The 21,399-nt window shown below is 68.8% G+C and carries 21 protein-coding genes and 1 tRNA gene; 16 read left to right on the top strand and 6 right to left on the bottom strand.

Annotated features, from left to right (window positions below):
- Positions 1 to 3 precede the first annotated feature (3 nt).
- Both GZ64_RS0109275 and GZ64_RS0109270 read left to right on the top strand, forming a co-directional pair.
- Positions 4 to 969: a carbohydrate ABC transporter permease gene (locus GZ64_RS0109275; RefSeq protein WP_029266098.1), complete on the top strand. Its 966-nt coding sequence runs from the start codon at positions 4 to 6 to the stop codon at positions 967 to 969.
- On the top strand, positions 966 to 1,913 hold the full coding sequence (locus GZ64_RS0109270; protein WP_029266096.1) for a carbohydrate ABC transporter permease: 948 nt from the start codon (positions 966 to 968) through the stop codon (positions 1,911 to 1,913). The genes GZ64_RS0109275 and GZ64_RS0109270 overlap by 4 nt, the downstream gene beginning before the upstream one ends.
- Here GZ64_RS0109270 and GZ64_RS0109265 read toward each other — a convergent pair.
- The gene (locus tag GZ64_RS0109265; protein WP_029259679.1) at positions 1,910 to 2,494 is read right to left on the bottom strand and encodes a TetR/AcrR family transcriptional regulator; all 585 of its coding nucleotides are present in this window, start codon (positions 2,492 to 2,494) and stop codon (positions 1,910 to 1,912) included. The two genes, GZ64_RS0109270 and GZ64_RS0109265, sit on opposite strands and share 4 nt — an antisense overlap.
- Before the next feature lie 94 nt (positions 2,495 to 2,588).
- Here GZ64_RS0109265 and GZ64_RS0109260 point away from each other — a divergent pair, with 94 nt between their 5' ends.
- A complete protein-coding gene (locus tag GZ64_RS0109260) occupies positions 2,589 to 4,874 on the top strand; it encodes a glycoside hydrolase family 3 C-terminal domain-containing protein (protein WP_029266094.1) in 2,286 nt (761 codons plus the stop codon).
- A gap of 4 nt (positions 4,875 to 4,878) precedes the next feature.
- Here the strand turns inward: GZ64_RS0109260 and GZ64_RS0109255 are convergent, their stop codons facing one another.
- From GZ64_RS0109255 to GZ64_RS0109245, 3 genes are all read right to left on the bottom strand, one after another.
- Positions 4,879 to 7,473 (bottom strand): alpha-L-rhamnosidase, encoded by a 2,595-nt coding sequence (locus tag GZ64_RS0109255; protein WP_029266092.1) that lies wholly within the window; start codon positions 7,471 to 7,473, stop codon positions 4,879 to 4,881.
- 83 nt (positions 7,474 to 7,556) lie between these two features.
- The gene (locus GZ64_RS0109250; protein WP_029266090.1) at positions 7,557 to 9,185 is read right to left on the bottom strand and encodes an MFS transporter; all 1,629 of its coding nucleotides are present in this window, start codon (positions 9,183 to 9,185) and stop codon (positions 7,557 to 7,559) included.
- Between the two features lie 121 nt (positions 9,186 to 9,306).
- Positions 9,307 to 10,017 carry a potassium channel family protein gene (locus GZ64_RS0109245; protein WP_051667908.1) on the bottom strand — a complete coding sequence of 237 codons (711 nt, stop codon included), beginning with the start codon at positions 10,015 to 10,017 and terminating at the stop codon, positions 9,307 to 9,309.
- Between the two features lie 190 nt (positions 10,018 to 10,207).
- Here GZ64_RS0109245 and GZ64_RS0109240 point away from each other — a divergent pair.
- The 7 genes from GZ64_RS0109240 (at position 10,208) to GZ64_RS0109210 (ending at position 15,466) form a co-directional block, all read left to right on the top strand.
- Positions 10,208 to 10,296, top strand: a tRNA-Ser gene (locus GZ64_RS0109240).
- A gap of 75 nt (positions 10,297 to 10,371) precedes the next feature.
- Positions 10,372 to 11,046, top strand: coding sequence for a haloacid dehalogenase type II (locus GZ64_RS0109235; RefSeq protein ID WP_029266086.1), 675 nt, complete (start codon positions 10,372 to 10,374; stop codon positions 11,044 to 11,046).
- A 69-nt stretch (positions 11,047 to 11,115) separates the two neighbouring features.
- Entirely contained in the window at positions 11,116 to 12,735 is a 1,620-nt protein-coding gene (locus tag GZ64_RS0109230; protein WP_021198174.1) for a sodium-dependent transporter, read from the top strand.
- A complete protein-coding gene (locus tag GZ64_RS19690; RefSeq protein ID WP_021198173.1) occupies positions 12,732 to 12,866 on the top strand; it encodes a methionine/alanine import family NSS transporter small subunit in 135 nt (44 codons plus the stop codon). The genes GZ64_RS0109230 and GZ64_RS19690 overlap by 4 nt, the downstream gene beginning before the upstream one ends.
- Positions 12,867 to 12,994: 128 nt before the next feature.
- Complete coding sequence (locus GZ64_RS0109220) at positions 12,995 to 13,861, top strand: AraC family transcriptional regulator (protein WP_029266084.1); 867 nt, start codon at positions 12,995 to 12,997, stop codon at positions 13,859 to 13,861.
- Between the two features lie 106 nt (positions 13,862 to 13,967).
- A complete protein-coding gene (locus tag GZ64_RS0109215) occupies positions 13,968 to 14,603 on the top strand; it encodes a GyrI-like domain-containing protein (protein ID WP_029266082.1) in 636 nt (211 codons plus the stop codon).
- A gap of 62 nt (positions 14,604 to 14,665) precedes the next feature.
- On the top strand, positions 14,666 to 15,466 hold the full coding sequence (locus GZ64_RS0109210) for a DUF1206 domain-containing protein (RefSeq protein WP_021198170.1): 801 nt from the start codon (positions 14,666 to 14,668) through the stop codon (positions 15,464 to 15,466).
- Positions 15,467 to 15,498: 32 nt separating this feature from the next.
- Here GZ64_RS0109210 and GZ64_RS0109205 read toward each other — a convergent pair whose 3' ends face one another.
- Together GZ64_RS0109205 and GZ64_RS0109200 are read right to left on the bottom strand one after the other, a co-directional pair.
- Positions 15,499 to 16,146, bottom strand: coding sequence for a LysE family translocator (locus tag GZ64_RS0109205; RefSeq protein WP_029266080.1), 648 nt, complete (start codon positions 16,144 to 16,146; stop codon positions 15,499 to 15,501).
- Between the two features lie 121 nt (positions 16,147 to 16,267).
- A complete protein-coding gene (locus GZ64_RS0109200; protein ID WP_029266078.1) occupies positions 16,268 to 16,660 on the bottom strand; it encodes a nuclear transport factor 2 family protein in 393 nt (130 codons plus the stop codon).
- 91 nt (positions 16,661 to 16,751) lie between these two features.
- Between GZ64_RS0109200 and GZ64_RS0109195 the strand changes: the two genes are divergently transcribed.
- The 6 genes from GZ64_RS0109195 to GZ64_RS0109170 all read left to right on the top strand — a co-directional run bounded on the left by GZ64_RS0109195 (position 16,752) and on the right by GZ64_RS0109170 (position 21,367).
- Positions 16,752 to 17,132, top strand: a complete 381-nt coding sequence (locus tag GZ64_RS0109195; protein ID WP_021198167.1) for a winged helix-turn-helix transcriptional regulator — start codon at positions 16,752 to 16,754, stop codon at positions 17,130 to 17,132.
- A 42-nt stretch (positions 17,133 to 17,174) separates the two neighbouring features.
- Complete coding sequence (locus GZ64_RS0109190; protein ID WP_029266076.1) at positions 17,175 to 18,482, top strand: aminotransferase class V-fold PLP-dependent enzyme; 1,308 nt, start codon at positions 17,175 to 17,177, stop codon at positions 18,480 to 18,482.
- The gene (gene sufU / locus GZ64_RS0109185) at positions 18,479 to 18,913 is read left to right on the top strand and encodes a Fe-S cluster assembly sulfur transfer protein SufU (protein WP_021198165.1); all 435 of its coding nucleotides are present in this window, start codon (positions 18,479 to 18,481) and stop codon (positions 18,911 to 18,913) included. The genes GZ64_RS0109190 and sufU overlap by 4 nt, the downstream gene beginning before the upstream one ends.
- Before the next feature lie 16 nt (positions 18,914 to 18,929).
- Positions 18,930 to 19,889, top strand: coding sequence for a GNAT family N-acetyltransferase (locus GZ64_RS19445; protein WP_051667907.1), 960 nt, complete (start codon positions 18,930 to 18,932; stop codon positions 19,887 to 19,889).
- A 59-nt stretch (positions 19,890 to 19,948) separates the two neighbouring features.
- Positions 19,949 to 20,590 carry an NADPH-dependent F420 reductase gene (locus GZ64_RS0109175; protein ID WP_029259690.1) on the top strand — a complete coding sequence of 214 codons (642 nt, stop codon included), beginning with the start codon at positions 19,949 to 19,951 and terminating at the stop codon, positions 20,588 to 20,590.
- 111 nt (positions 20,591 to 20,701) lie between these two features.
- Positions 20,702 to 21,367 (top strand): GntR family transcriptional regulator, encoded by a 666-nt coding sequence (locus GZ64_RS0109170; protein ID WP_029266074.1) that lies wholly within the window; start codon positions 20,702 to 20,704, stop codon positions 21,365 to 21,367.
- The last annotated feature ends 32 nt before the right edge of the window (positions 21,368 to 21,399 follow it).

Genomic DNA, 21,399 nt, shown 5'->3' with positions numbered 1-21,399 from the left:
TTCATGACGATGACGCTGTCTGAGCAGCGGGCGGCGGTGGAGGACTCTCCGCCGCCCGCTGTGCGCCCCTCCCGCCGCCGCTCGCCCCTCACCTGGTTCCGCGGCGGCGGGCTCGCGAACCTCCTGTTCGTGCTCCCCATGCTGTTCGTGTTCGTGTTCTTCTCCTGGTCCCCGATCGTGCAGTCGGTGATCATGAGCCTGCAGAAGACGAACCTGATCGTCTCCGAGTGGGTCGGATTCGACAACTACCTCGCCGTGATCGGTGACCCCGAGCTCGGCCGCGCCGTGATCAACACGCTGTGGTTCGCCGTGCTCGCCCTGCTCTTCGGGTTCCCGCTGCCGCTTCTGATGGCCGTGCTGATGAGCGAGGTGCGCCGCGGCAAGGGCATCTACTCGGCGCTCGCCTACCTGCCCGTCGTGATCCCGCCGGTCGTCGCGGTGCTGCTGTGGAAGTTCTTCTACAGCGCCGACCCCTCGGGGGTGTTCAACACCGTCCTCGGATTCGTCGGCATCCCTCCACAGCCGTGGATCCAGGACGCCGTGCAGGCGATGCCCTCGCTCGTGCTCGAGGCCACGTGGGCAGGCGCCGGTGGGTCGATCATCATCTACCTCGCCGCGCTTCTGGGCGTGCCGCCCGAGCTCTACGACGCCGCGGAGGTCGACGGCGCCGGCATCTGGAAGAAGATCTGGCACGTCACGCTGCCCCAGCTGCGCGCCATCCTCTTCATCATGCTGATCCTGCAGGTGATCGCCACCGCGCAGGTCTTCCTCGAGCCGTTCCTGTTCACCGGCGGTGGACCGGCCGGAGCGACCAAGACCGTGCTGCTGTACATCTACGACAAGGCCTTCCGCAACAGCCTGGGCGGCGATTACGGCGAAGCCACGGCCGTCTCGGTGCTGCTCGCGATCGTCCTCGCCCTCCTCTCCTGGCTGTACTTCAAGCTGACCGACCGTTGGAGCACGACGTGAGCCTCACCACCCGCCTCTCGACCCGTGCCGCGGAGAAGGCGGCGGAGAAGGCCGCCGATCGCGTCGGCGACCGCACCGTCATCTCCGACTCCGAACGTCGGCGGCCCGGCATCCGCATCGGGATGTCGCTCACGCATGTCTTCCTCGCCGTCGGACTGGTGGTCGCCGGGCTCGGGCCGATCCTGTGGCTCGCGAAGTCGGCGATCACCCCCACCCAGGACACGCTGCAGCAGCCGTTCGCCCTGTGGCCGAACGGCATGGATTGGGAGAACCTGTCGACCGCGTGGAACGACATCCACATCGACCAGTACTTCTTCAACACGGTGATCATCGCCCTCGGCGCCTGGTTCGTGCAGCTGCTCATCGCGACGACCGGGGGCTACGCGCTGTCGGTGCTGCGCCCGAAGTACGCGCCGATCCTGAACGCCCTGGTGCTGGCGACGCTGTTCATCCCGGGCATCGTGCTGCTGGTGCCGCTCTACCTGACGATCGTGCATCCGCCGCTTCTCGGAGACGTGAGCCTGCTCAACAACTACCTCGCGGTCTGGTTGCCGATGGGCGCGAACGCGTTCAACATCCTGCTCGTGAAGCGGTTCTTCGATTCGCTCCCGCGGGAGGTGTTCGAGGCGGCCCGCACCGATGGCGCCGGACCTTTCCGGCTGTTCTGGTCGATCGTGCTGCCGATGTCGAAGCCGATCCTCGGCGTGGTCTCGGTGTTCGCGATCATCGCCGCGTGGAAGGACTACCTGTGGCCGATGCTCGTGCTGCCCGACCCTGCGGTGCAACCGTTGTCGGTGCGTCTCCCCGCCGTGCAGTCGCAGACCGAGCTCGACGTGTTCCTGGCGGCGCTGGCGATCGCGACCCTGATCCCGATCGCGATGTTCCTGATCTTCCAGTCGGTGTTCCTGCGCTCGGCCGGACTCGGGGGTGCCGTGAAGGGCTAGTCGACGGTCGGCGGCACTGGCGGATGCAGGGCGTCGATCAGGGCACCCATGATGCCGGGCATATCGACGGTCGGGTCGATCATCCATTGCAGCTGGAGCCCGTCGGACGCCGCCTGGATCACCCGCGCGAGCGTGTCCGGGTCGAGAGTGGAGCGTCTGCCGTCGGCGCCGAAGTTGTCGGCGATGGAGTCGCGCAGGCGCGCGCTGCGATCCAGGAAGTAGTCGTGGGCGGGGTGTTCCGGGTCGGCGGCGTCCACGGAGAGGCGTGAGAACAGGGCGACGAGACCCGGGACCTCGGTGTTGTGGCGGATCACGCCGATGAACGCGGCTCTGGCCTCGGCGTCGCTGAGCCCGGCGGGATCGAGGCCGTCGTGCTCGTCGCGCTTGCGGAGCACCTCGGTGAAGAGCTCCTCCTTCGATCCGAAATAGTGCAGGAGAGCAGCGGGGGTGACGCCGACGACTTCGGCGATCTCCTTGAGGGACGCGTTCTGGTAACCCTTGCGTCCGATCACGTCGAGGGCGCTCTCGAGGATCTCCTCGCGTCGCGCCACGCCCTTCGCATACGAACCCCGTCGTGCCATGCTTCGACCCTAATCCTGAATGCCGTTTGAAATCTAATACTGAAGGGCATATGGTTTTCGCAAGGACATCGACGTCGCCCGCGAAAGGAACACCATGACCGAGATCTCGGCTTCCGACCTCACCCTCGAGGAGAAGGCGTCGCTCACCAGCGGTGCGGACTTCTGGACCACGAAGGCCATCGACCGCGCGGGCATCCCGTCGGTGATGATGACCGACGGTCCGCACGGCCTGCGCAAGCAGTCCGGTGCCACCGACCACCTCGGTCTCGCGAGCAGCGTCCCCGCCACCTGCTTCCCACCCGCCGTCGGCATCGGCTCGTCGTGGGATCCGGAGATCATCGAGCGCGTGGGCGCGGCGATCGGCGTCGAAGCCGCGATCGAGAACGTCGCCGTCGTGCTCGGCCCCGGCATCAACATCAAGCGCTCGCCGCTGTGCGGCCGCAACTTCGAGTACTTCTCGGAGGACCCGATCGTGTCCGGCGTCCTCGGCGCCGCCTCGGTCCGCGGTATCCAGTCGAAGGGCGTCGGCACCTCGCTCAAGCACTTCGCCGCGAACAACCAGGAGTTCGACCGCATGCGTGCGAGCTCCGACGTCGACCCCCGCCCGCTGCGTGAGATCTACCTGCGCGGGTTCGAACGCGTCGTGAAGGACGCCTCGCCGTGGACCGTCATGTGCTCGTACAACAAGCTCAACGGCGTCTGGGCCTCGGAGGACCCGTGGCTGCTCACCAGCGTGCTGCGCGACGACTGGGGCTTCGACGGCCTCGTCGTGTCGGACTGGGGCGCCGTCAACGACCGCGTCGCCGGCGTCGCCGCAGGCCTCGACCTGGAGATGCCGGCGTCGGGAGGGCGCACGGATGCGCAGCTCGTTGCCGCCGTGCGTGCGGGAACGCTCGAGGAGAGCGTGCTCGACACCGCCGCGGGCCGCGCCATCGAGCTCGTGCGCAAGGCCGGGGAGCGCCCGGCCGTGGCAGGCCCGCTCGACGTCGATGCCCACCACGCACTCGCCCGCGAGGCGGCCGGTCGTTCCATCGTGCTGCTGAAGAACGAGGCTGCCCTGCTCCCGCTCGCCGTCGACCAGAAGATCGCCGTGATCGGCGCGTTCGCGACCGAGCCGCGGTTCCAGGGCGCGGGGTCTTCGCTGATCAACCCCACCCGCGTCGACAAGGCGCTCGATGAACTGCGTGCCGTGGGCGGCGAGAACGTCTCCTACGCCGCGGGCTTCGCCGTCGAAGGCGGCGCCATCGCGACATCCGGTCGGACTGCCGACGACCTGCGGGCAGAGGCCGTCGGCGTCGCCGAGGCGGCAGACGTGGCCGTGGTCTTCCTCGGCCTCCCCGCTGCCGAGGAGTCGGAAGGCTTCGACCGCGATCACATCGACCTGCCGGCGCCGCAGCTCGCCCTGCTCGACGCCGTGCTCGAGGTCAATCCCCGCGCCGTGGTCGTGCTGTCCAACGGTGGCGTGGTGGCCCTGCCCTTCGCCGATCGTGTGCCGGCCATCGTCGAGAGCTGGCTGCTCGGTCAGGCCGGCGGCAGCGCGGTGGCCGACGTGCTCTACGGTGCCGTGAACCCCTCGGGCAAGCTCACCGAGACCGTGCCGGTGCGGCTCGAGGACAACCCGTCATTCGGCAACTTCCCCGGCGAGTTCGGACACGTGCGCTACGGCGAGGGTCTGCTGGTCGGCTACCGCTGGTACGACGCGAAGGGTCTCGACGTGACCTTCCCGTTCGGCCACGGACTCTCGTACACGACGTTCGAATACGGTCGAGCGACAGCCGATGTCGGTGCCGACGGGGACATCGTCGTGCGCGTCGACGTCACCAACACCGGTGACCGCGACGGGCGCGAGGTCGTGCAGGTCTACGTCGCCCCGGCCGCGTCGATCGTGCAGCGCGCACCTCGTGAGCTCAAGGCCTTCTCCTCGGTCGCGCTCGCTGCCGGGGAGACCCGCACGGTCGAGCTCGTCGTGCGGCGCGAAGACCTCGCCTACTGGGACATCCGCGTCGACCGCTGGGTGGTCGAGGGCGGCGCCTATGCCGTCGATGTGGCCGCCTCCAGTCGTGACATCCGCTCGACCGCGTCGGTCGAGGTCTCGGGTGACGAGGTGCACCAGGAACTGACCATGAACTCCTCCATCGGCGACCTGATCGCGCACCCCGTCGCCGGCCCCATCGTGCAGCAGGCGCTGGGCGGCCTGATGGGCGGACTCGGCGGCGACGCGGCTGCGGCGTCGATGATGCCGAACGACGAGGCGATGCAGAAGATGATGGCCTCCTTCCCGATCGGACGTCTGGCCGGATTCCCGGGGCTCCCGGTCGACTTCGAGCAGATCGAGCAGCTGATCGCCGCAGCGAACACGGGCGGTCCCGCCGCCGGCTGACGCGTCACGGAAGCAGGGGCACGGTGAGCGTGTGCGCGCCGTGCCCGAGCTCCTCACGGACCGCGCCGGGCAGGTCGAGCTCGGCCGTCGCGCCGACCGGGACCACGAGGTCGACATGCAGCTCGTCCTCGCCCACGCGCCACGCGATCGAGGCGTCACCGTAGGGCGTGCGCTGCATCGCCGCGGCATGGGTGAGCCCGCCACCGGGACGCGGTGCGAAGCGGATGCGGCGGTATCCGGGCTCCGCGGGTGCGAGCCCGGCGACGCTGCGGTGCAACCAGTCCGCGACCGCTCCCAGCGCGTAGTGATTGAACGAGGTCATGGTCCCGGGGTTCACGGTGCCGTCGGGGAGCATCGCATCCCACCGCTCCCAGACCGTGGTCGCGCCCTGCACGACCTGGTACAGCCAGGACGGGCATCCCTGCTCGAGAAGAAGGTCGTAGGCGGCATCCGCGTGGCCGGTCAGGGTGAGCGCGTCGCAGACGAGCGGCGTGCCCACGAAGCCGGTCGCGATGCGGTTGTCCGCGGCATGCACGAGCGCGGCGAGGCGTGCCCCCGCGATCGCACGCTGCGTCTCGTCGGCGAGCAGGTCGAAGACGATGGCCAGGGCGTACGCAGTCTGGGCGTCGGAGGTCATCGTGCCGTCGGGTTTCACATACGCACCCCGGAAAGCGGCAGCGACCTCGGTGGCGAGCGTGCCGTAACGATCCGCGTCGGCGGAGCGTCCGAGCACACGAGCCATATCGGCGACCGCTCGCGCCGACCGGGCGAAGTACGCCGTGGCGACGAGATACCGATCGGTGCGGGCATCGCCCGGATCCTGCGGGGGCGCCGCGGGATCGAGCCAGTCGCCGAGCTGGAACCCCTCGTTCCACAGGCGGTCGGGTCCGGCCAGTGATTCCACCTTGTCGACCCATCGGCGTGCGCTCTCGAACTGCGTCGCCAGAACGTCCTCGTCTCCGAAGCGCTGGTACAGGGTCCACGGCAGCAGCGTCGCCACATCTCCCCAGGCGGCGCCGGCGCGGATCGGAGACCACACCCTGTGCGACGGGATCACGGGCACGAACCACGGGACCGTGCCGTCGGGCAGCTGGTCGGCCTCCACGTCACGGAGCCATCCCGACAGCATCCCCGAGACGTCGAACAGCGTCGACGCGGTCGGGCCGAACACCTGCACGTCGCCCGTCCACCCCACGCGCTCGTCTCGCTGCGGGCAATCGGTGGGGATGTCGACGAAGTTGCCGCGCATGCCCCAGACCACGTTGCGGTGCAACTGCTCGACCAGGGGATCGGAGCACGTGAACCACCCGGTGCGCTCGAGGTCGGTGTGCAGCACACGGGCGATCAGAGCGCCGGCCGCGACATCCGCATCGAGGTCGCCCGGCCAGCCGGAGACCTCGGCGTATCGGAAGCCGTGGAACGTGAACCGCGGCTCCCATTCCTCGCCGCCGGGGCGTCCGGCGAGTGTGTAGGAGTCGCTGGAGCGTGCGCTGCGCAGCGGCCGCGTGTAGATCTCCCCCTCCTGCAGAACCTCCGCAGTGCGCAGCGTGACGGTCGTGCCGCGCGGACCGGTCACGCGGATGCGCACCCTTCCCACGAGGTTCTGCCCGAAGTCGAGGATGCGGGCGCCGCCGGGTGACGTGAGCACGGCGACGGGGGCGACCTCTTCGGTCACCCGGACGGGTGGCGCCGTCGGCGCGACCAGGGTGCGCGGATCGCGATCGCGCACCGCGACAGGCAGCCACTGCGCGTCGTCGAAGGCGGCGGTCGTCCACTCCGAGAGCTCCTCGCGCGCGTCGTAGTCCTCGCCGTCGTAGATGCCGGAGCGGAGGACGGGGGAGAGTGCGCCCTTCCATGAGTCGTCGGTCACGATCGTCTCGCGTCGTCCGTCGACATAGGTGATCTCCAGCTGGCCGAGGAACGAGAGATCGCTTCCGAACACGTTGCGGTACCCGCCGCGCCAGCCGAGACGTCCGCGGTACCAGCCGTCGCCGAGCCAGGCGCCGAGCGCGTTCTCGCCGTCGACGAGCAGGGCGGTCACGTCGTAGGTGTAGTACCGCAGCCGTTCGCGATAGACCGTCCACCCCGGCGACAGCGTGTCGGAGCCGACGCGCCCGCCGTTGATCTCGGGCTCGTACAGCCCGTGCGCGGTGGCGTAGAGCCGGGCGCGGGAGATCTCCCCGTCGAGCCGGAAGCTCCGCCGCACCAGGGTGGCGCGGCGGGCGTCGCTCTCCGGGTCCTCATCGAGGTCGAGCCCGACCGGCCGCGCCGACCAGTCGTCGGGGTGGAGGAGGCCGGCTTCCACCCAGGTCTGCGGGCTCTCGGCCGACCAGCGGCCGTCCGCACCCTGCACCGCCACGCGCACACCCACCCGCTCGCGGGAGTCGAGCGCACGAGTCGGCCAGGGAACCAGGACCTGCTCGGCGGACGTGACCTCGACGGTCTCCTCGGCGTCGTCGCGCACCACCGTGACGGCGTAGCGCTCCTGGCGCCAGCCGGCAGGTGCATCCGTGGTGGTCCAACTCAGGCGTGGTGCGCTCTCGCCGATGCCGAACGGTTCCCGGTGGTGCTCGATGCGGGGTGCGGAGACGGTCGTCATGGTCCTCATCCTCGCCGATCCCGATGGCGATGGCGACGGCGACGGCGACGTTCGGACCGGCGTCTCCGCCGGGTCCGCGCTGGTCAGCCGGCCTCCTGGTCGGCCGTCTCCTGGCCGTGCCGTCTGCGGACGGCGTTCGCGTGGGGTATCCCCTTCGAGAAGAAGAGCGACAGCAGACTGATGAGGATGAGCCCGAAGAACGCGATGCGCAGCGACGACAGCTGCGAATCGCGGTAGACCGTGGCGAGAGTGTCGGCGTCGGCATCGTCCAGCCCGGCCTTCTCCGCGATGGCGGCGACGTCGGCCGCGGGCACGATGGTGACTCCGTGCTGCGTGGCGCTCGCCACGGTCGCCTGGGTGGTGTCGGGCAGGTCGCTCGCCGCGACTCCCGAGGCGAACGAGGTCGACAGCGCACCGATGAGGATCGACCCGATCAGGGCAGTTCCGAGCGACGAGCCGAGGTTCTGGAACACGCCCTGAAGCCCGCCGACCTCGCTCGTCTCCTTCTCGGTCACGCTCGACATGTTCACGTTCCCGAGCTGCGAGGCGAGGAGTCCGAGGGCCGCTCCGGCGAGGAACATCCCGGTCGCGAAGAAGCCGCTGCGCAGGTCGCTGGTGGCGGAGCCGAGAAGGATGAGGGCGCTGACGACGAGTGTCAGCTGTCCGATACGCACGATCGTCCGCGGAGACAAGAAGCGCGAGAGTCGGGTGCCCACGATCGAGAACAGCACGAGAGCGATGGAGAGGGGGAAGATCCGGATCCCGGTCTCCAGGGCATCGAGGCCGAGGGTCATCTGCAGATACACCGGCACCATGAAGAAGAGCCCGGCGGTCACGGTGTACTGCGCCCCGAGGACGGTGAGTCCGCTGCGGAGCGAGGTGATCGAGAACATCCCCACGTGGATGAGCGGCGACCGGCCGAGGCGTTCGAGCAGGCGCTGACGCGAGAAGAACAGGGCCAGGAGCACGACGCCGAGCACGATGAACCAGGCGGCGGGAGAGATGCCGAGAGGGGCGACCACGACGCCGCCGATCGTGGGCGGGTTCAGCGGCAGCACCCACCCCCACGTCTTGCTCTGCAGCATCCCGAACACCACCGCGACCAGCCCGACCGACGAGAGCGCGACGCTGAGGACGTCGATGCGCACGCTCTGCCGTGGCGTCGGGTCGGTGACGATCCGGGCGCACAGCACCACGCCGATCATGATGAGCACCTCGGCGGCGAACACGTAGCGCCAGTCGAAGTAGGTCGTGACGAATCCGCCGATCAGTGGTCCAGCCGCGACGGCGGCCCCGGAGACGGCGCCGATGATAGCGAACGCCGTGATGCGCTCACGGCCGCGGTAGTTGTCGGCGACGAGGGCGGCGATCGCCGGGATGACGAGCACGGCACCCAGGCCTTCGACGACCGACCAGCCGAGGAACAGGAACTGCACGTTCGGACTCACCGCCGTGATCAGCGACCCCACGGCATAGATGCACGATCCGATGACGAACGCCCTGCGGCGGCCCCACACGTCACCCAGCCTCGCCCCGAGCAGCATGAACGCCGCCATCGTGAGGGTGTAGAACGTGATGGCGCCCTGCATCGCGGCCACGGTGGTGTCGAGGTCGGACACCACCGTCGATATCGACACGTTCATCACGGTGCCGTCCAGCACCATCACGAACTGCGCGGAGCCGAGGACGGCGATGACGCCCCATCTCTTCATGGTGACTCCTTCGAGCCTGTTCATCGTGGCATCCGACGGGGCGATCCCCGTGCGGGCGTCACCCCTTCCGGATGAGGTCGGCGGGCGGCGGGCGGCGGGCGGCGGGCACGCCGGAAGGCACTCAGGCGGGCGTGCTCGATCTGCCTTTCGCACTCGCGCCGCGCATGATCCGTGCGACCGCCGTGATCAGGAACAGCTGCCCGGTGATGCCCTCGGCGATGGCGATCCCCTGTCCGGTGGTGCCGACGGGGACCAGATTGCCGTATCCGGTCGTGGTCAGTGCGGTGAACGAGAAGAACAGCTGGTTGCCGAGCGAGTCGAGGCTCTCCTCGCCGAACATCGGGGTGGGGGAGATCTGCGAGATCAGGTTGTAGACGAAGGCGAAGAACATCCCGACCAGGATGTAGGCCGTGATCGCCGCCAGCAGCGCCTCCAGGTCGAGGCCCCGCCGGTTGACCTGATGCGCGATGATGGCCCACGGAGCGACCAGCAGAGCGAGCATCGATGCGGCCGACAGCGGGATCGCGAGCACCGGGCCGTCGACGCCGAAGAGCGCGGCGACGACGGCGGCGGCACCGGCGACCGAGAGCACCACCCACCACACACGCTGCACGAGATGTCGTGCACGGGTCACGTAGAACACCATCGCCACCGTCGCCAGCATGGCGAGGAAGGCCCAGGGGCTCGGGTCGGTGCTGGGCTGCGCCGCGCAGAAGCCGTACGAGACGATGAGCAGACCGAGGATGATCGCGTAACCGCGCGCCTGGCCGTCCCGCTCGCGATGCGAGGGGGTGTGGGCGTTCTCCGCGTTCACGGTGTCGGTGCGGGGCATGATCGGTCCTCTTCCGCGCGGTGGACGTCGGGTGCCCACGATGTGCGGCAAGTATCCCAGCGCGAGTGCGCATCCCCGCTCAGCCCGCGTGCGCGTCGGTCGGAAGCGAGTTCGGGGGGTGCCGGTTCGTCACCGCTCGTCCGACCCGTTATGATGGCTAGGTGCATCCGTGCTTTCGGGTCGGATGCCTGGAGACGTCGCATAGTCCGGCCGAGTGCACCACCCTGCTAAGGTGGAGTCCCCTCACGGGGACCAGGGGTTCAAATCCCCTCGTCTCCGCAGAAGAACCCCCGCTCAGGCGGGGGTTTTCTCGTTCCCGGCCCCTGCGCTCCCGCGTCGGGGCAGACTCGAACCATGCTGCGCGACATCACCACGATCGTCTTCGACGTGCTGGGCACCCTGGTCGATGAACCCGGAGGGCTCCGCATCGCCATCGAGGAGGCGGGCGGCTCCCCCCGTGATTCCGACGAGCTTCTCGGCGTCTGGCAACGTCATATCGAAGGGGAGCAGCGTCGGATCGCACGGGGTGAGCGCGACTATGTCGACTCCGGAATCCTTGATCGCGAGGCGGCGACTCGGGTGGCGCAGGCCGCGGGGATCACGGATGCCGCGACGATCGATCGCCTCGCCACCGCGACGAAGCGTCTTCCCGCCTGGCCGGATTCGTGCGAGGGCGTCGCGCGGCTTGCGGCCCGCTTCCATGTTCTCGGGCTGTCGAATGCGAACCCGGAGTCGCTGCGCGCGCTCGGGGAGTACGCCGGACTGCGATGGCACGGGGCGCTCTCCGCGGATGCCGTCGAGGCCTATAAGCCCTCACCGCGGGTCTACCGGCTCGCGGTGGAGGAGGCAGGGGGCGACCCGGAGAGAGTGCTCATGGTCGCCGCTCACGCCTGGGACCTCAGAGGCGCCGGAGATGCAGGGATGAGGACCGCGTACGTGCCGCGTCCGGTGGGTGATCCGCCCGCGGAGACCGACGCCTTCGACGGTCGCTTCTCCACCCTGGCCGGGCTGGCGGATGCGTTGGACTGAAGCGGCGGGATCGGCTCGTGTCTGTGTCCGACCCGACGTTCGGCTCGACCCTCAGGTAGCCTCGTCCGCATGGCCACCGCAGCGACGCAGACCCACAAACGTGAAGCCTTCGGCTCGCGCAATGTGTTCATCCTCTCGGCGATCGGCTCCGCGGTCGGCCTCGGGAACATCTGGCGGTTCCCCTACGTCGCCTACGAAGGCGGTGGCGGAGCCTTCCTGATCCCGTACCTGTGTGCTCTGCTCACGGCCGGTATCCCGCTGCTGTTCTTCGACTACGCGATCGGTCACCGATTCCGTGGGTCGGCGCCGCTGGCGTTCCGTCGCATGCACCGTGCGGCCGAGCCTCTCGGCTGGTGGCAGGTGCTCATCTGCGTCGTGATCGCGGTCTACTACGCGGTGATCATCGCCTGGGCGGCGATGTACACGTGGTTCTCGGCCCAGCTCACCTGGGGCGCGGGCAACGAGAACGACTTCTTCTTCATCGACTTCCTGCGATCGGCGGACGTCGCCGAGGTCGGTGTATCGACCGATTTCGTCCCGCAGGTCGGCATCCCGCTCGTCGTGGTCTGGCTGATCGTGATCGTCATCATGGCGCTGGGTGTCAAGCGCGGCATCGGCCGGGCGAACATGATCCTGATGCCGCTGCTCACCGTGATGTTCGCGATCCTCGTGGTGCAGTCCCTGTTCCTCCCGGGAGCCATGGACGGCCTCAACGCCTTCTTCACCCCGAACTGGGAGGCACTGGCCGACCCCGGCGTCTGGGCATCCGCCTACGGACACATCTTCTTCTCGCTCTCCGTCGCCTTCGGCATCATGGTGACCTACTCGTCCTACCTGAAGCGGAAGACCGATCTGACCGGTTCCGGGCTCGTGGTGGCCTTCGCCAACTCCGGGTTCGAGATCCTCGCCGGCATCGGCGTCTTCGCGGCGCTGGGATTCATGGCGCAGGCGCAGGGAACGGAGGTGGCCGGTGTCGCGTCCTCCGGAATCGGCCTCGCCTTCATCGCCTTCCCCACGATCGTCTCGCAGGCCACGGGAGGGTCGATCATCGGTGTGCTGTTCTTCGGAGCCCTGGTGTTCGCCGGCGTCACCTCCCTCATCTCGATCCTCGAGGTGATCGTGGCCGCACTGCAGGACAAGCTGGGATGGGCGCGCGTGCGCACGACCCTCACGGTCGCGATCCCGTTGGCGATCATCTCGATGGCGCTCTTCTCGACGACCACGGCCTTGTCGGTGCTCGACACGGCCGACGCCTTCGTCAACTCCTTCGGCATCATGGCGGTCGCGCTGGTGGCGGTCATCATCGTGGCCTGGCTGCTGCACAAGCTGCCGGTGCTGGTCGAGCACCTCAACCGGCGTTCGAGTTTCCGGGTGGGCACCGTCTGGAAGGTGCTCGTCGGGGTTCTCGCGCCGGTCGTTCTCGGATACCTCTTCGTCAGCGAGCTCATCGCGAAGACCTCCGAACCGTACAGCGGCTATCCCGCCTGGTTCCTCGCCATCTTCGGCTGGGGGATGGTCATCGCCCTGGTCGTCCTGGCGCTGATCCTGTCGGCGCTGCCCTGGAGCACGCGCTCGCATGCGAAGGACGACCCCGAGTACGACGAGTTCCTCTCCGAGGAGCACTACGAACCGGATACCGAGACCTCGGCGATACCGGCAGTCGGCACGACGAAGGGAGCCGGCGCATGACTCCGATCGCGATCGTCATGATGATCGTCGCCATGGTCACGGTGTGGGGTGGCCTGATCGCCGGGATCGTCAACCTGGCGCGTCATCCCGAGGAATCGGAGACCGAACCGGCGCCGCCCGTCGAACTCTGACGTCGATCGAACTCTGACGTCGATTGAACTCTGACGTCGATTGAGCTCTGGCGCCGATCGCATCGGACCGCAGAAGTCGGGTCGCGAGGGGCGGGCGACGGTGACGATGGTGAGGAAAGGAGGACCTCATGATCGGCACGCTGAACGCCTTGATCGACATGGTCGACGCGGGAGACCCGGGTCAGGAGATCGACGTGGCCTCGTTCTCGCATGAGCACGGCACCACCGAGTATCACCTGCGCCGGATGTTCTCGGCACTCGCGGGCATGCCGTTCTCGGAATACGTGCGTCGTCGTCGGATGACGCTCGCCGGGGCGGAGCTCGCTGCGGGCGCCGCGAGTCTGCTCGACGTGGCCGTGCGCCACGGGTACGGGTCGGTCGAGGCATTCGGACGCGCGTTCCGGGCTGTGCACGGCATCAGCCCGGCCGATGCGCGCCGTGACGGGGGTCCTCTCCGCACTCAACCCACGCTCCGGTTCCGCCTGAGCGTCGAAGGGAGAATCCCCATGGACGTCACCATCACCACCCGGCCCGCGTTCGTCCTCGCCGGTCATGCCGCCGAGGTCCCGTTGATCCACGAGGGCGTCAATCCGCACATCCAGGAGCACATCGCCGCGATCCCGTCCGAGGAACATGCGCGCCTCAAGGGTCTCGGCGACGCCGAGCCGTCGGGGATCCTGGCCGTCACGGCCGATATCGAACCGGACGCACCGGAGGGCACGCTGCTCACGTATCTGCACGGCGTCGCCCTGCAGAGCACCACTCCCGTTCCGGACGACCTCGACTCCCTTCCCCTCGAAGCCGGTTCCTGGGCGGTCTTCGCCGCACAGGGGCCGTTCCCCGAGACGCTGCAGGATCTGTGGGCCGCCACAGCGACCGAGTGGTTCCCGTCGAACCCCTGGAGGCTTCGTCCCGGTCCCTCGATCGTGCGCTACCTCGAGTTCCGGGACGACTCCGCGTCGTGTGAGCTCTGGCTTCCGGTCGAGCACGGCTGACGCAGGCCCGAGGGCGGGCGGGCGTCCGCGCACCACCCGCCCTCGCCTCGCCGCACCGTGTCCGACGCCCGTGCGACACTGGGCGCACGATCAAGGAGGGCACGTCATGGCGGCGATCGATCCCAAGAAGACGCTCGACGCGTATCGCGCGAAGAGGGGAGAGTTCCGCATCGTCGAGGTGCCGCCCCTGCAGTATCTGATGATCGACGGGGCAGGCGACCCGAACACCGCACCCGCGTACAGGGAGGCCGTGTCCGCCCTGTTCCCGGTGGCCTATGCGCTGAAGTTCGCGAGTCGGAACGAGCTCGGCGTCGACACGGTGGTGATGCCGCTCGAAGGACTCTGGCATGCACCGGACATGGAGTCGTTCACCTCGCGCCGCGACAAGTCGGCGTGGATGTGGACGATGATGATCATGGTCGGCGACCACATCACCGGGGCGATGTGCGCGGCTGCGGTGGAAGCCGTCGCGAAGAAGGCGGCGAAGAAGAAGGAGTCGATTCCGGCACTGGAGTCCGTGCGGTTGGAGACGCTCGACGAGGCCACCTGCGTGCAGACGCTGCATGTGGGCCCGTTCGACGACGAAGGGCCGGTGCTCGACGATATGCATCACCGTTTCATCCCCGAGAATGGGCTGCAGATGCGAGGACTCCATCACGAGATCTACCTGAGCGATTTGCGTCGCGTCGATCCGGCGAAGCTGCGCACGATCCTCCGGCAGCCGGTCATGCCGCGCGCCTGAGCGGTGGATACCGGGAAAGCAAGCCCCTCCTCGGCTTCCGGTGCGACGGATACGCTTCAACGATGAGCACGGTCAAGAATGCGGCACGCGTCGCCAAGAGGTCGTCGACGTTCCGACGGATCGCCCGTGCCGGTTTCGTCGTCCTGGGCCTCATCCACGTCATCATCGGCTCGGTGGCGATCTCCATCGCGGCGGGCGCCTCCGGCGACGCCGACCAGGACGGAGCGATGGAGCAGATCCGCCAGAGCCCGATCGGAGGCCTGCTGCTCGTACTCGTGGCCGCCGGGCTGATCGCGCTTGCCGTATGGCAGATCGCCAGTGCCTTCCTCGCCGCCGACCCGGCCGAGACGAAGAAGTGGGGTCAGCGCGTCAAGCTCTTCGGCATCGCCGCCGCGTACCTCGTCGTCGGAGGCATGGCCCTGATCTACGCGGTGGGTGGCAACGCCGACTCGGAGACGGCCTCGAAGACCTTGAGCGCGGTGCTGCTCTCGGCGCCGGGCGGCGTGGCCCTGCTGGTCGTCGTGGGGCTCTCGGTCGTCGGGGTGGGGGTCGGGTTCGTCGTCGGCGGTTTCACCCGCGGCTTCGAGAAGCTGCTCGACCTGCCATCGGGGGTCGCTCGCGGGGGCATCGTGACGCTGGGAGTGATCGGCTACTTCGGCAAGGGCATCGCGGTGGCCGTGACCGGGGTGCTGTTCGTGGTCGCCGCCGTGACACAGGACCCGGAGAAGGGCGCAGGGCTCGACGCTGCTCTGCACAGCCTGCTCGAGCTGCCCCTGGGAGGACTCGTCCTGGGGCTGGTCGGCGCAGGCTTCGCGGTCTACGGCGTCTTCTGCATCGCTCGGGCCCGCTTCGCTCGCATGTGACCTCCAGGCACGTGTGAGCGTTCAGGCCGCACTCAGGCGGTCGCGGGCTTCTCGCTCCACACCAGAAGGAACGCTCCGAGAGCGATCATCAGTCCGCCGCCTGTCGCGCCCATCGCCTCGATGCGTCGTGGGGAGCGACCGAACCAGTCGCGGGCGGCACTCGCGAGGAGCACCCACACCGCGTCGCACGTCACACCGATGGTGACGACGATCGCCCCGAGCAGGAAGAGCTGCGCGGGGACGGAACCGGCATGCAGATCGACGAACTGGGGCAGGATCGCGAGGAAGAAGGCGATGGACTTCGGGTTGGTCACGCCGACGACGAAGCCTTCGCTGAGGAGTCGCCACCCCGAGCGCCGTGCCGGTGCCGCGATCATGGCGCGCGCCGCATCCTTCCGGTGCCTGATCGCCTGGACGCCGAGGAAGATCAGGTAACCGGCGCCGAGCACCTTGACGATCGTGAACAGCACGATCGACTGTGCGATCACGGTGCCGACGCCGAGCGCGACGGCCACGACGAGGACGATCGACCCGACGGCCGTGCCGAGGATGCTGAGGAACCCGCCCCAGCGCCCCAGCACCATGGCCCGGCCGATCGTGAACAGCACCGTCGGCCCGGGGATCACGACCATGACGAACGCGGCGACGACGAAGGCGAGCAGCGTGTCCGGGGCGATCATGGGATGAGCCTAGAGGCGCGGGCGCCGGCGGTCGAGGCCCGGCCACCCGGCGCTGCCGGATCAAGTGCTGCCGGAGACGGTGCTGCCGGATCCGGTGCCCTCGATCAGACGGTGCCCTCGATCAGACGGTGCCCCAGAAGCGGTCCTCCGCGTCCTGGTCCTCGCTGATCAACCAGACCTCGACGATGCGGTCATCGGCGACGCGGAAGACGTCGACGCCGTGCTGGTCGAGGTCGTCATGCCCTTCGCGCTGGGCACGGAAGCGCACGGTCGCTGAGACGAGTGCGCCGCTCTCGGTCGCCGATTCGGTCTCGAGGGCGAAGGTTCCGCCGCTCAGCTGCATGAACCGGCCGAGGTGCGCGAGGATCGCGTCGGGACCGACATGGTCCCCCGAGACCTGGCTCTCTCCGGGCTGGTGCCAGACGGCGTCCGCGTGGAAGGTCGCGGCCAGCGCCTCCATGTCTCCGGCGGCCATGGCCGCACCATACTGTCCTACGACGTCGATTGCCGACATGATGCTCCTCCTGGATGGGTCGGTACTGTGGAGCATCCAGCGTCTCGACCGGGACGCGGTTACTTCAACGTCACCGGGGAAGGAGCGGCGGATGTCGCGCACATGGACGGTGTTCTCCGCCAGTTGCCCGTCGCGCGCGTCCCTCGCCCGCATCGCGAACAAGTGGACCGCGATGATCGTCGTCCTCCTGCACGAGCAGCCGCTGCGCTTCGGCGAGCTGCACAGCCGGATGGACGGGATCACGAAGAAGGTGCTCGTCGACACACTCCGCGCCCTCGAACGCGATGGGATGCTCGAGCGGGCGGTCGGTGACGACGGTCATCCCCGGTACCGACTCACCCCGCTCGGGCGGACCCTGCACGAGCCGCTCCAGGCGCTGCAGGTCTGGGCGGAGTCGCACGTGGAGGATGTCCGCGATGCGCAGGACCGCTACGACGAGGCCGCCGACGCGAAGACGCTCGACGGGCGCTGACGCCTGCGCCCACCCCCTGCTCACAGGTGGGAAACTGGAACGATGAGCGTTTCTCCCGGTGTCGACCTGATCGCCCCCTTGAACGAGGCCGAGGTGCGGCGCATCCGCGGGGACTTCCCGATCCTGGGAGCGCAGGTGCACGGGCATCCGCTCGTGTATCTCGACTCGGGGGCGACGTCGCAGCGCCCGACCGCGGTGCTCGACGCCGAGCGTGACTTCGCGACCTCCATGAACTCCGCGGTGCACCGTGGCGCGCACACGCTCGCCGCCGAGGCGACCGAGCTCTTCGAAGACGCGCGCGCCGCCGTCGCCCGATTCGTGGGCGCCGCCGACGACGAGATCGTCTGGACCTCGAACGCGACCGAGGCGATCAACCTCGTCGCGTACTCGCTGTCGAACGCGTCGCTCGGGCGCGGGGGAGCGGCCGCCGAGGGGCTCCGTCTCCGCGAAGGCGACGAGATCGTGACCACAGAGATGGAGCACCACGCGAACCTCATCCCGTGGCAGGAGCTGGCGGCGCGCACCGGCGCGACGCTGAAGGTCATACCCCTCGACGACCACGGGGGCCTGCGGCTCGACGTCGCGGCAGAGCTGATCACCGCCCGTACGAAGCTCGTCGCGTTCACCCATGTCTCCAATGTGCTCGGTGTCGTCAACCCCGTCGATCAGCTCGTCTCGCTCGCGCGCGAGGTCGGCGCGCTGACGCTGCTCGACGCCTGCCAGTCGGCACCCCACCTCCCGCTCGACGTGCGTGCCCTCGGGGTCGACTTCGCCGTGCTGTCCGGTCACAAGATGCTCGGACCGACCGGCATCGGCGCCCTCTACGGTCGGCGCGAGGTGCTGGCAGCGATGCCCCCGTTCCTGACGGGCGGCTCGATGATCACCACGGTGACCACGACCGAGGCCGAATATCTGCCGCCGCCCCAGCGCTTCGAAGCGGGAACGCAGCGCGTCTCGCAGGCGATCGCGCTCGCCGCGGCCGTGGGATACCTGACCGAGGTGGGGATGCCGCGCATCGCCGCGCACGAGGCCGCGTTCGGTCGCCGTCTCGTCGACGGGCTGAGCGCGATCGACGGCGTGCGTGTGCTCGGCGCGGGTATCGACCTGCCCCGCGTCGGCCTCGCGAGCTTCGACGTCGATGGCATCCACTCGCACGACGTGGGCCAGTTCCTCGACGACCGCGGCATCGCCGTTCGCGTCGGCCACCATTGCGCGCAACCGCTGCACCGCCGCCTGGGTGTGACCTCCTCCACCAGGGCGAGCACCTACCTGTACACGACCGAGGCCGAGGTGGACGCCGTGATCGAGGGCGTCGCCGGAGCGATCGACTTCTTCCGGAGGGGCGCATGAGCGACCTGCAGAACCTGTACCAGGAGCTGATCCTGGACCACTCGCGCACGCCGCACGGCTATGGACTCCGCGACGAGATCCCCGCGCAGTCCCACCAGTTGAACCCGACCTGCGGTGACGAGATCACCCTGCAGGTGCACCGCGATGCCGACGGCAGCGTCGAGGCGATCGCCTGGGAGGGGCACGGCTGCGCGATCTCGCAGGCATCGGCCTCTCTGCTGGCGGAGCTCGCGGAAGGACTCAGCGTCGAAGACCTCGAGGTGCGCATCGCGGCCTTCCGCGAGGCGATGCGATCCCGCGGCACGATCGAACCGGATGAAGAGCTCCTCGGTGATGCCGCTGCCCTCGGTGGGGTGTCGAAGTACGTCGCGCGCGTCAAGTGCGCCATGCTCGCCTGGGTCGCCGCGGAAGACGCGCTCACGCGCAGCTGAGGTGCAGGATGGACGCATGTCCCTGCACCTGACGCCCCTCCCCTCCACCCGCTTCGAGGCGTGGGCGACAACCGCACGGCAGCGCCTGATCGACCGGAACAGGGAGTCGGGGCGACGCCTCGGCGCGGACGCTGTCGGGCACGTCGAGCAGGTGTTCGGCGACCTGTTCCCGGAGGGCGGTGCGACCTCGACGACGCGGGTCATGCGCATCGTCGACGATGCGGACGGCGAACTTGGAACACTCGTGCTGGCCCTGAGCGGACAGAAGATGCTCCTGCTCGACCTCGACCTCGACGTCGGCCTCGGCGGTGCCGAGACACTGAGCGATGCCCAGAACGAAGGGCTGCTCGCGCTCCTGCTCCCGATCGCGCGCGACATGGGCGCCACCCAGATCGGGGCGCAGCTCTTTCCGCAGGACACGGCCGGACGGGTATTCGCCGAACAGGGCGGATTCGAGGTGACCTCGATCCAGATGGTGCTCGAACCGCTTCCGGTGCGCGACCCCGCTTCCCGCGTCGAGGTGTCGCCGATGACCGCGGAACGCTTCCCCCGCTTCGCGGCAGCGTCAGAGGAAGGGTTCGCGCACGACCTCGTCGCGTCGGGGCGCTACACGTCCGAGGAGGCGATCGCCGAGTCGCATCGCCAGATGGTCGAGGAGCTTCCCGACGGGCTCGATACCGAAGGACAGGAATTCTTCACCGCTGCTGTCGACGGAACCGAGGTCGGCATCCTGTGGTTCGGGATGCGGCGGCGCGACGGTCGTCCGCAGGCGTTCATCCTCGACATCGAGGTGGCCGCGGATCAGCGCCGGAAGGGATACGGACGCGCGTTGATGCACGCCGCCGAGAGAGAAGCCCGCAGGCTCGGCGCGGACTCGATCGGGCTGCATGTCTTCGGCTTCAACACGGGGGCCGTCGACCTGTATGAGCAGCTCGGCTACCGCCGCACCGAGGAGAGCCTGCTGCGCGAGGTCTGAGCCACGGTCACGCGAGCACTCGACGGGAATAGCCCTGAGCGCGAGGCGTTGGGGCCAACATGACAACTCTCGGAATCATCGGTGCAGGACACATCGGCAGCCAGGTCGCGCGCGTCGCGGTCGCGAACGGCTACGACGTGGTGATCGCCAACTCGCGTGGACCGGAGACACTCGCCGACCTGGTCGCCGAGCTCGGGCCCAGGGCTCGGGCCGCGACGGCGCAGGACGCGGCCGCTGCCGCAGACGTGGCCGTCGTCACTGTGCCCCTCGGCGCGATCGACCAGCTCCCGGCCGAGCAGCTCGCGGGCAAGATCGTCCTCGACACCAACAACTACTACTTCGAGCGGGACGGACACATCGAAGCCCTCGACAAGGGGGAGACCACGACGTCCGAGCTGGTGCAGCGTGCGCTCCCCGGCGCGAAGATCGCGAAGGCGTTCAACCACATCTTCGCCTCGGAGATCACGTCCGACGGAACGCCGGCCGGCACCCCCGACCGTCGCGCGCTGGCCACGGCCGGCGATGACGTGGAAGCCGTGGCCTTCGTGACGCGCTTCTACGACGAGGCCGGCTTCGACACCGTCAACGTGGGTCCGCTCAGTGAGTCCTGGAGGGTCGAGCGCGACCGCCCGGCGTATGTGGTGCGGCAGACTGCCGAAGAGCTCACGGCGAACCTCGCGATCGCGAACCGCCTGCCCTGAGCGTCGTCGGGGGCGAGGGAGGAGCCCTCGTCCCCGCCCGGGCCGCCGCCGCTGCGAGGGCTTGGGATACCAAAAGTTGAGGAACACCGCCGGGAGTGCGAGAATGCCCAGATGGCGGGGGCTATAGCAGGAGGCGGCGAACTCGAGTCGGTGAGGGTCACGCGCATCCTTCGCGATGACATCATCCTCGGGCGGCGGATGCCGGGGTCGCGCCTGGTGGAGCGCGACATCGCGGCAGAGCTCAATGTGTCGCGACTTCCGGTCCGGGAGGCCATCCGCACGCTCGTCGCGGAGGGGATCGTCGTCGCCCGTCCCCGCACCTGGGCAGTCGTGCGGGAGTTCACCCATCGGGACATCCAGGACTTCGCCGAGGTGCGCGAGGCCATCGAGACGCTGATCTTCGTGTTCGCCGCCGAGCGGCACGACGAGGCCGGTATCGCCCGGATCCGCGAGGTCTACGAGCGTGAGCTCGCGGCCGCGAAGGCGCAGGATTCCGAGGCTGCGAGGGTGGCCGCAGCGGAGTTCCACGAGGTCGCCGTCGAACTCGCGGCGAACGAGATGCTCGGAGAGCTCATCGCCGTGTTCCTCACGCGTCTGCGCTGGTTGTTCGGTCAGCACGACGATCTGCTCGCGATGGCGGACGAGCATCGCATCATCCTCGAGGCGATGACTGCGCGTGACACCGAGGCATTGCGCCGGATCGTCCCCGCGCACCTCGCCAGTGGTCAGTCCGCAGCCGAGCGACGCCTCGCCGAGAACAGTGACCTGACGGCCTGAGCTGCCGGTTCGCCCTGACGCAGGTCGGGGGA

The organism is Microbacterium sp. Cr-K32 (assembly GCF_000708345.1).
Taxonomy (GTDB): domain Bacteria; phylum Actinomycetota; class Actinomycetes; order Actinomycetales; family Microbacteriaceae; genus Microbacterium; species Microbacterium maritypicum_A.
The sequence above is the reverse complement of the archived record's forward strand: the minus strand, read 5'-3'. Positions and strand labels throughout refer to the sequence as shown.

What these genes read in the sequence shown, in the direction of transcription:
- GZ64_RS0109275 (WP_029266098.1), top strand. Translation starts at nt 4, where the DNA reads ATGACGATGACGCTGTCTGAGCAGCGGGCGGCGGTGGAGGACTCTCCG.
- GZ64_RS0109265 (WP_029259679.1), bottom strand. Translation starts at nt 2,494, where the DNA reads ATGGCACGACGGGGTTCGTATGCGAAGGGCGTGGCGCGACGCGAGGAG.
- GZ64_RS0109260 (WP_029266094.1), top strand. Translation starts at nt 2,589, where the DNA reads ATGACCGAGATCTCGGCTTCCGACCTCACCCTCGAGGAGAAGGCGTCG.
- GZ64_RS0109255 (WP_029266092.1), bottom strand. Translation starts at nt 7,473, where the DNA reads ATGACGACCGTCTCCGCACCCCGCATCGAGCACCACCGGGAACCGTTC.
- GZ64_RS0109250 (WP_029266090.1), bottom strand. Translation starts at nt 9,185, where the DNA reads ATGAAGAGATGGGGCGTCATCGCCGTCCTCGGCTCCGCGCAGTTCGTG.
- GZ64_RS0109245 (WP_051667908.1), bottom strand. Translation starts at nt 10,017, where the DNA reads ATGCCCCGCACCGACACCGTGAACGCGGAGAACGCCCACACCCCCTCG.
- GZ64_RS0109235 (WP_029266086.1), top strand. Translation starts at nt 10,372, where the DNA reads ATGCTGCGCGACATCACCACGATCGTCTTCGACGTGCTGGGCACCCTG.
- GZ64_RS0109230 (WP_021198174.1), top strand. Translation starts at nt 11,116, where the DNA reads ATGGCCACCGCAGCGACGCAGACCCACAAACGTGAAGCCTTCGGCTCG.
- GZ64_RS19690 (WP_021198173.1), top strand. Translation starts at nt 12,732, where the DNA reads ATGACTCCGATCGCGATCGTCATGATGATCGTCGCCATGGTCACGGTG.
- GZ64_RS0109220 (WP_029266084.1), top strand. Translation starts at nt 12,995, where the DNA reads ATGATCGGCACGCTGAACGCCTTGATCGACATGGTCGACGCGGGAGAC.
- GZ64_RS0109215 (WP_029266082.1), top strand. Translation starts at nt 13,968, where the DNA reads ATGGCGGCGATCGATCCCAAGAAGACGCTCGACGCGTATCGCGCGAAG.
- GZ64_RS0109210 (WP_021198170.1), top strand. Translation starts at nt 14,666, where the DNA reads ATGAGCACGGTCAAGAATGCGGCACGCGTCGCCAAGAGGTCGTCGACG.
- GZ64_RS0109205 (WP_029266080.1), bottom strand. Translation starts at nt 16,146, where the DNA reads ATGATCGCCCCGGACACGCTGCTCGCCTTCGTCGTCGCCGCGTTCGTC.
- GZ64_RS0109200 (WP_029266078.1), bottom strand. Translation starts at nt 16,660, where the DNA reads ATGTCGGCAATCGACGTCGTAGGACAGTATGGTGCGGCCATGGCCGCC.
- GZ64_RS0109195 (WP_021198167.1), top strand. Translation starts at nt 16,752, where the DNA reads ATGTCGCGCACATGGACGGTGTTCTCCGCCAGTTGCCCGTCGCGCGCG.
- GZ64_RS0109190 (WP_029266076.1), top strand. Translation starts at nt 17,175, where the DNA reads ATGAGCGTTTCTCCCGGTGTCGACCTGATCGCCCCCTTGAACGAGGCC.
- sufU (WP_021198165.1), top strand. Translation starts at nt 18,479, where the DNA reads ATGAGCGACCTGCAGAACCTGTACCAGGAGCTGATCCTGGACCACTCG.
- GZ64_RS19445 (WP_051667907.1), top strand. Translation starts at nt 18,930, where the DNA reads ATGTCCCTGCACCTGACGCCCCTCCCCTCCACCCGCTTCGAGGCGTGG.
- GZ64_RS0109175 (WP_029259690.1), top strand. Translation starts at nt 19,949, where the DNA reads ATGACAACTCTCGGAATCATCGGTGCAGGACACATCGGCAGCCAGGTC.
- GZ64_RS0109170 (WP_029266074.1), top strand. Translation starts at nt 20,702, where the DNA reads ATGGCGGGGGCTATAGCAGGAGGCGGCGAACTCGAGTCGGTGAGGGTC.